Genomic DNA, 7,696 nt, shown 5'->3' on the forward strand with positions numbered 1-7,696 from the left:
ATTTCTGCTGAAATAAAAATTTTTGTTATGCCTGTTTTTTTTCAGGCACGACAAAGTCCCAAGGTTATTCACTAACTTTGGCTTTGCTCTTTCAAAATTTGATTCAAGATTAAAGCTATTTCTTCGCTTTGATTTTCTTTCTGGTCCTAGCAAACTTCTCTAATGGAGTATCGTCGTCGATACTGGATTGAAAACCACTGTTCTCCAAATCATCAGGGACATCATTTCCTGTCGATTCAGGATGTTTGTAAAAGAGACCGATGAATCTTTCGTCATTCTCTATTTGAGACATATCCTGAGTAAAGAAGGCTTTTAAGAACATAAATCCTACTTCAGCATCCTGTGCCACAATCTGTAAAGATTTAAATGACCATGTTTTCCCCTGATAATAAGGAACATTTTCTCTGATGTAGCTTAATACGTTGCATGCGAGCTTGGTACAGGCAGTGCTGTTAGTAATGTAATCCTTATTTCTCAAAGGAAGAGCATCCTGACGGAATACAACATCAATTACCCAGTGTCTGGCTTCAATTCCCCATCTTTGGAGAATAATATCAAGCATGGTTTCAGCGAACTTTTCATCAAGTCCATCTGGAACAATTGAGCTGATGAAATATCTATCTTCATCCTGCAGTGTTACATCTGAACTTTTGAAGTGTCTGACTGTTCTTACTCTGATGACAGAATGGACATCTGCCCATTTCTTTCTGAGTTCAGACCTTACTACATGTTTCATCTCAAGGATATCTATCTGCTTGGTCTCAATTCTGCCGTGCTCATCAAGAACTCTGATTGCAGACAGAACCTCATGTTTGTATTTACCATTGTCGACAAATTCAAAGGCGGTTCTGACATCCTCTTCAAGAGTGGACTGATTGGATTTTAGTCCCACAACACAGTCTGCATTAACATCCACGGTGGCAGATATCGTACCTGGTCTTGTATTAAGGGAATCCCAGGTAAGAATGGTATTTTGCAGGTTGACCTTTTTAAGCATGCAAAGGATTGCTTCCGCTTCATGTTTTTTCTTATCTACTATAGTCTGACTCAAGGTTAAACCATAGGTTGATGAATAAAGGCTGACAACGTCATACCCACCATGCTTACGTTCATCATTGCCATTCTTACTCTGTCTGGTACCTCTGATGTTCTGTCCTTCTGCAGCAACAATCTCTCTGTCCTGTAAGGCTATTGAGCCAATAGGTTTATCAGAATTATCTCTGTGAGTTACAAAGTAATCCGTCAGAAACTTTACCAGTTCATTGGAATCAATAATACTTATAACCCTTCGGATAGTCTGCTCAGATGCGACTTTATCCCCTAATCCATAGATTAACTGCTGAAGTTCCTTAACATGCTTTTTCCAGAACAATACCTGCTCATGACTGTTTTCATATCCAGATAATCTTGCTAACAGTACTACAGTAGCTATTACATACAGAGGATAAACTATCCTCTCTGGATTACGCGGATCACTGAGATTAAGCTCAATAATTCTTTGAAGAAAAGATGCGCCTTCAAGAAAATTTACAGCAGGAGATACTTCGTTTGACATAATTACTATTCTTATCAATCGGTTACTTTAGATTTCAGAGTTAAGAATATTAATTATTCAACAAAAGTTTTGATCTTTGAATCACATTTTGAAAGAGCAAAATCAGTAGGCTAACTAACTGATTAATTTATATTAATTTTATGAACCAACACTTTTAGCTTTTGTGATAAGCTTCAAATGGTGTTGGCGCCATATTTATATTGCTTAAGAAACCATGTATGATTTTGTGTATGAATAAGGATAGAAAATAATATGAAAAAAGCATTGATTACAGGTATTACCGGACAGGATGGCTCTTATTTGGCTGAGTTGTTGCTCGAAAAGGACTACGAGGTTCACGGTATTGTTCGTCGCACCTCAGTTTCTAATACATCGCGTATTGATCATATCATCGACAAGCTAATTATTCACGAGGGAGATCTATCTGACTCCTCTAGCATCATTCGCATTGTTACGAAAGTTCAACCAGATGAAATCTATAATCTTGCGGCGCAAAGTCATGTCCAGGTTAGCTTCGATGCGGCGGAATATACCGGTGATGTCGATGCGCTTGGTGTTCTTCGTATTCTTGAGGCAGTTCACACCGCTGGCCTTGATAAAAAATGCCGTATCTACCAGGCATCTACATCGGAGCTCTACGGTAAGGTCGAGGAAGCTCCTCAGAATGAGAATACTCCGTTTCATCCTTACAGTCCTTACGCTGTAGCTAAACAGTATGGTTATTGGATGATTAGGGAATATCGTGAAGCCTATGGTGTCTTTGCTTGCAATGGAATTCTTTTTAATCATGAATCCGAGCGTCGTGGCGCCAACTTTGTAACGAGAAAGATTACGATTGCTGCCGGTCGGATTGCCTGTGGACTACAGGACTATTTGGAACTTGGTAATCTTGATTCTTACCGAGACTGGGGATATGCCAAGGATTACGTTGAATGCATGTGGCTGATCCTTCAGCAGGACGAGCCGGATGACTATGTCATTGCAACAGGTGTTCAACATACTGTTCGAGAGTTCACCTCACTAGCTTTTGCTAACGATGGTATTGAGCTCGAGTGGAAGGGTGAAGGAATGGACGAGAAAGGCTATGACAAAAAGACCGGCAAGATGCTAGTTTGCGTCAACCCGAAATGGTATCGCCCAACAGATGTTGTAAATCTTTGGGGAGATCCTACTAAGGCAAAAATTAAACTCGGATGGAATCCTCAGAAGACGAGCTATGAGGAATTATGCAGGATCATGGCAGATCACGATCTTCAGCTTGCTAAGAAAGAGGCAGGTCTGAAGTGAGGGCATTAATAACAGGAAGTTCAGGTTTTATAGGGACACATTTAGCAATTGAGCTTGAGACAAACGGATATGAGGTAGTACTCTGTGATCTGAAGTCTACTGAAGGTACTGTTGCTATGGATATCATGAATCCGTTGATGATTCAGAATGTTCTTGAGAAGCATAAGCCTGATGTGATAATTAACATGGCGGGACAGGCAAATGTTGGCTTGTCCTGGAAGAAGCCTCAGTTGACAGTTCAATTGAACACGATTGGTCTAATTAATATTTTGGAGACGGTGAGATCTGTGAATCCTTCGATTCGAGTTATTGCTGTCGGCTCTTCCGATGAATATGGAAACCTTAAAGAGATCGGAGCAAACGTTACAGAGGCCATTCCAGTTAAACCTATTACTCCTTACGCAATTTCTAAACATGCTCAGGAACTTTTTGCTCAGCTATATGTCCGCTTTTATGAAATGGACATTTGCATGATTCGTTTGTTTAACCTTGGTGGCCCAGGACAGTCGAAAGGATACATTATATCTGATTTTTCCTCTGGCATTGCCGAAGTTGAATCTGGAAACAAAGAATTCTTGTCAGTAGGAAATCTTGAGTCTGCGCGAGACTTCACTCATGTGAAAGACGCCTGCAGAGCAATCCGCCTTATTGCTGAGAAAGGCCACTCTGGGGAGGTTTACAATATTTCCTCTGGCATTACACATAAGGCACAGGAAATCCTTGATAAGCTAGTGAGAATGGCTAAGGTTCCGATTGAAGTCAGAAAAGATCCGGCTCGGATGCGTCCATGCGATACTCCTGTAGTTTGCGGGAATCACGATAAGCTGACTTTACACACAGGATGGCAGCCAAAATTAAAACTTGAGACTATATTAAAAGATGCTCTTGATTATTGGAGAGAACATGAATAATCAAACGGGAGTGGCTCAATGAGAATGAAGTTTTTAAATACTCATGTCGATAATTTGACTATGAGTGAAGCGATTGTAGAGACAGATAGATTGATCCGTGAGAGAAAGCATTCATATGTTGTCACCCCAAATATGGATCATATTGTGCTCATAGAAAAAGATGAGATGTTTAAAAAAATATATGATAAAGCGGATTTAATTCTTACGGATGGAATGCCGTTACTGTGGATTGCTAAGATGCTTGGAACTCCTATTAAAGAAAAGATTTCAGGAGCAGATTTTTTTCCTGAAATGTGTAGGATGGCAGAAAAAGAAGGATACAAGATATACATTCTTGGTGCTGCTGAAGGGGTAGCTGTTAAAGCTGCAGAGAACCTTAAGAGTAAATATGAAGGTCTTCAGATAGTTGGAACTTACTCCCCTCCTATAGGATTTGAAAAGGATGAAGATGCTGTTGAGAGTATCATTGACAGGATCAATGCGTCCTGTGCAGATATCCTTGCTGTAGCTCTTGGGTCACCTAAGGGGGAGAAATTTATATATAGGATTCGAGATAGAATAAATGCTTCGTTATCAATTTCGATAGGTGCAACGATTGATTTTGAAGCAGGAAATGTAAGAAGAGCCCCAAAGTGGATGTCAAATATCGGACTTGAATGGTTCTACAGAATAACACAAGATCCTGCCAGATTGACCAAAAGATATTGGAAAGATGCTGTATCTATTATTCCAATAATGAAAAAGTATGGGAAAAAAGCAAAGTGAGAGAGCGGAAAATGGGCTAGTATTATTCTTTCCCCCATAATCTCCACAAGAAATGGTATAATTAGTAAGATTTATCCTATTTTACTTTTTCTTAGCCTTAATGAGATTATAAAAGATGTTTAATAACAACAAGTTATTTTCTATGGGGGGGGGTAAAGCCCTTAATTATCGTTCTGATATAGACGGCTTGCGTGCCATAGCTTGCATTTCAGTTGTTATTTTTCATTCTTTTCCTAAATACATGCAAGGTGGCTTTATTGGTGTCGACATATTCTTTGTAATTTCGGGGTTCCTAATATCCTCAATAATATATAGAAATCTATTCGATCCAAACCTTCCGGGACAACTTAATTTATTTGATTTCTATTTACGTAGAATAAGAAGAATTTTTCCTGCGCTAATTACTGTTTTAGTGTTTTCCCTTGTAATTGGGTGGTACGTACTTTTACCAGAAGAATACAGATTATTAGGAAAACATTCTTTTGGAGGTGCAACATATACTAACAATATTATGTTGTATAGGGAAAGTAGTAAGTACTTTAATCCAGATTCAAATACAAAAGTTTTACTTCATCTATGGTCTTTAGGTGTTGAAGAACAATTCTACCTTATTTTTCCAATTATCCTTTTTCTTTTCTATAGATTTAATCTAAACTTTATTTTATGTTTAACGGCTTTTACAGCGTTTTCATTTATCCTAAATAAGAATGGAATAAAGCACGATAACCAATCATATTCATTCTATCTCCCATATTGTAGATTTTGGGAGCTTAGCATTGGAGCTTTACTAGCATATATAGTAAATTATCATTCAAGCTTTATAGAAAGTACGCATAATCTTTTAATAAAGTATCGTATTACAGACTGCATAGCTAATCTTATCTTTAGAAATCCAACAGATAACAACAAAAAGAATATTATAAAAAACATTCTATCTGTTGCAGGTATTTGTTTAATTATATTTGGAATTTTTAAAGTAAAGAATGATTTAAACTTTCCTGGTTATATAGCATTAATACCTGTTATTGGCGCTCTTTTGATTATAGCTGCAGGACGAGAAGCCATAGTAAATAAGTACATTCTTTCTAACCGAATTATGGTTTTCCTTGGACTTATAAGTTATCCTTTGTACCTTTGGCATTGGCCTCTACTATCTTTTGCATATATATGTGAAGGTCAAACACCAGATAGGTGGATACGCTTAACCGCAGATCTTATTGCAGTAATCATGGCAATATTGACATATCTGTTTATTGAACCACCTCTAAGATACGGAAAACATTCAAGAATAAAAACTGGAATCCTATTCATAACTCTTGTATGTGTTGGAATAATAGGTAATAGAATATATCACAGTGATGGTTTAAGCTTTAGATTTCCAAATCAACCAGTCTATACGGCACCAGAAGTATCTATAAATAAATATAAAACCAACGAAATGTTTAGTATGGATGACAAATACATAGACAACTGTAAGGCTGTTTTTCAACACTGGAATGATTTAGATACACCTACCACATGTGCATGGCAAAAAGAGCAAAATAAAAATAATATTGCTATTGTTGGAAGTTCCCATGCAGCGCATTTATTCTATGGACTCTCAACTGTCTACAAAAACAGTGGTAACGGAGTGGCTGTTTTTCCTATGGGCAGTCAATCGCCTTTCTTTAATCTGAAAACCAATATCCAACAAAGAATGGATTGGTATAAAAGAATTGGAGATGCATACAGTTATATAGAACAACATAAAAACCTAAAGGTCATAATTTTGGCAGATTTAGCAAGTAATATTAACGACTATGTAGATATGGAAAATCCGAATGAAAAAGATCCTCTGAAAATTTTTGAAAACTGTATCAGAAGATCCCTTGAGATGTTAAAGGAGCGCAAGGTTATAATTGCCTTAGATAATCCTCAAGTTCCATTTGATCCATCTCTTTGCTACAACAGGCCGGTTACAATAACGCAAGGCAAATGTTCGTTCTCACGTAATGAAACTTCTTACATGAGAGATGTTCACAACAAAATTATTAAAGATATTGCTAAAGATTACAAAAACGTTGAAGTATTTGATCCTGAGTCGTTATTCTGCCAAAACGGAATTTGCAAGCTCAAAAATAATTCAGAAATATTTTATAGAGATACTGGACATTTAAGCTATCAAGGATCTCTATACATTGGAAAGCATCTTATGAAGATGGTGAATAATCTTCTTTAATACAAAATTAAGTCCTCGTTATCATTATGTTTCACATAAACGACGAGGACTTGGTTAAAACTTAATTTAGGATCGTAATACTTCATATTGCAGGCAATCTTCTAGTTAATCCCACATAATAGCGATCCATTATCTTTATTGGATTAGAAAGAGTATATTCCTCAAGTTCGGTTCCTCTGTCTCGCATAAAACCAATCTTCAGATTATCAGGAATCTTAGATGTTGATTCTATTAAAATCGAACTCTTTGATGACAGAATACCTCTAGGCTGATAATAGACTTTTACATTCTGTAATGAAGAGCTATTAACGACGTAACTTTCTCATCACCGAACTGACATTCAATATTTGAAGTTGCAAAATATCCATGTCGATATTGATAAAAAGGTCTGACATGGATACTCCTAAAATTGAAATAACATCCCAGTACCAATCCTTTACTTCTATGACAATTGACTGGGTTGAAATCTATAATCATTTCGAAGAATCAAAACTTTCTTGTTACTCGTTCTATCAAAAGGTTTTTCCCTCACTTATAAAGGAGATATTTCCTTCTGGATATATGCCTTCTATATCAACGTTAAGACTTCATTTCCGAAAAATAAAAAAAGAAGGAGTTGATGGATATCTACAAACAAGTCGTGGCTTAGCAAACTACAAGAAATGGAATGAAATCTACGATGAGCAGCTTAGATCTGGCTTACACATGGTAATTGTTAACTTTTTAGTACCTAGCTCCACCCCCGCATAAATAGTACGATCTTAGCAAATTATTAGTTTGCTAAGGAGTCACTATGAGTAGCATAGATCCCGAGGTAGTCAAAAATATTGTAAAAGATATTACAACCTCACAACTGTCCTCGTACCAAATCGCCTATAAATTTCATTTGTCAAAGAATACTATTGACCGCCTTGGTATCTCTCATCTGGGTGAAGTTATCTACAACCAAAAAGAGAAACT

At 37.0% G+C, this 7,696-nt stretch carries 6 protein-coding genes; 5 read left to right on the forward strand and 1 reads right to left on the reverse strand.

Annotated features, from left to right (window positions below):
* Positions 1-115 precede the first annotated feature (115 nt).
* Positions 116-1,555 (reverse strand): ISAs1 family transposase, encoded by a 1,440-nt coding sequence (locus BM308_RS12840; RefSeq protein WP_074945031.1) that lies wholly within the window; start codon positions 1,553-1,555, stop codon positions 116-118.
* A gap of 252 nt (positions 1,556-1,807) precedes the next feature.
* On the opposite strand from BM308_RS12840, the gene gmd reads away from it, so the two are divergent.
* From gmd to BM308_RS12865, 5 genes are all read left to right on the forward strand, one after another.
* Positions 1,808-2,842 (forward strand): GDP-mannose 4,6-dehydratase, encoded by a 1,035-nt coding sequence (gmd, locus tag BM308_RS12845; RefSeq protein WP_074945760.1) that lies wholly within the window; start codon positions 1,808-1,810, stop codon positions 2,840-2,842.
* Entirely contained in the window at positions 2,839-3,753 is a 915-nt protein-coding gene (locus tag BM308_RS12850; RefSeq protein WP_074945762.1) for a GDP-mannose 4,6-dehydratase, read from the forward strand. Before gmd ends, BM308_RS12850 begins: the two co-directional genes overlap by 4 nt.
* Positions 3,754-3,771: 18 nt before the next feature.
* Entirely contained in the window at positions 3,772-4,518 is a 747-nt protein-coding gene (locus BM308_RS12855; RefSeq protein WP_074945763.1) for a WecB/TagA/CpsF family glycosyltransferase, read from the forward strand.
* Positions 4,519-4,633: 115 nt separating this feature from the next.
* On the forward strand, positions 4,634-6,736 hold the full coding sequence (locus BM308_RS12860) for an acyltransferase family protein (RefSeq protein WP_074945765.1): 2,103 nt from the start codon (positions 4,634-4,636) through the stop codon (positions 6,734-6,736).
* Positions 6,737-7,129: 393 nt separating this feature from the next.
* The gene (locus BM308_RS12865) at positions 7,130-7,486 is read left to right on the forward strand and encodes a hypothetical protein (protein ID WP_074945767.1); all 357 of its coding nucleotides are present in this window, start codon (positions 7,130-7,132) and stop codon (positions 7,484-7,486) included.
* Positions 7,487-7,696 lie beyond the last annotated feature (210 nt).

The organism is Succinivibrio dextrinosolvens (genome assembly GCF_900116345.1).
GTDB classification, from domain to species: domain Bacteria; phylum Pseudomonadota; class Gammaproteobacteria; order Enterobacterales; family Succinivibrionaceae; genus Succinivibrio; species Succinivibrio dextrinosolvens_B.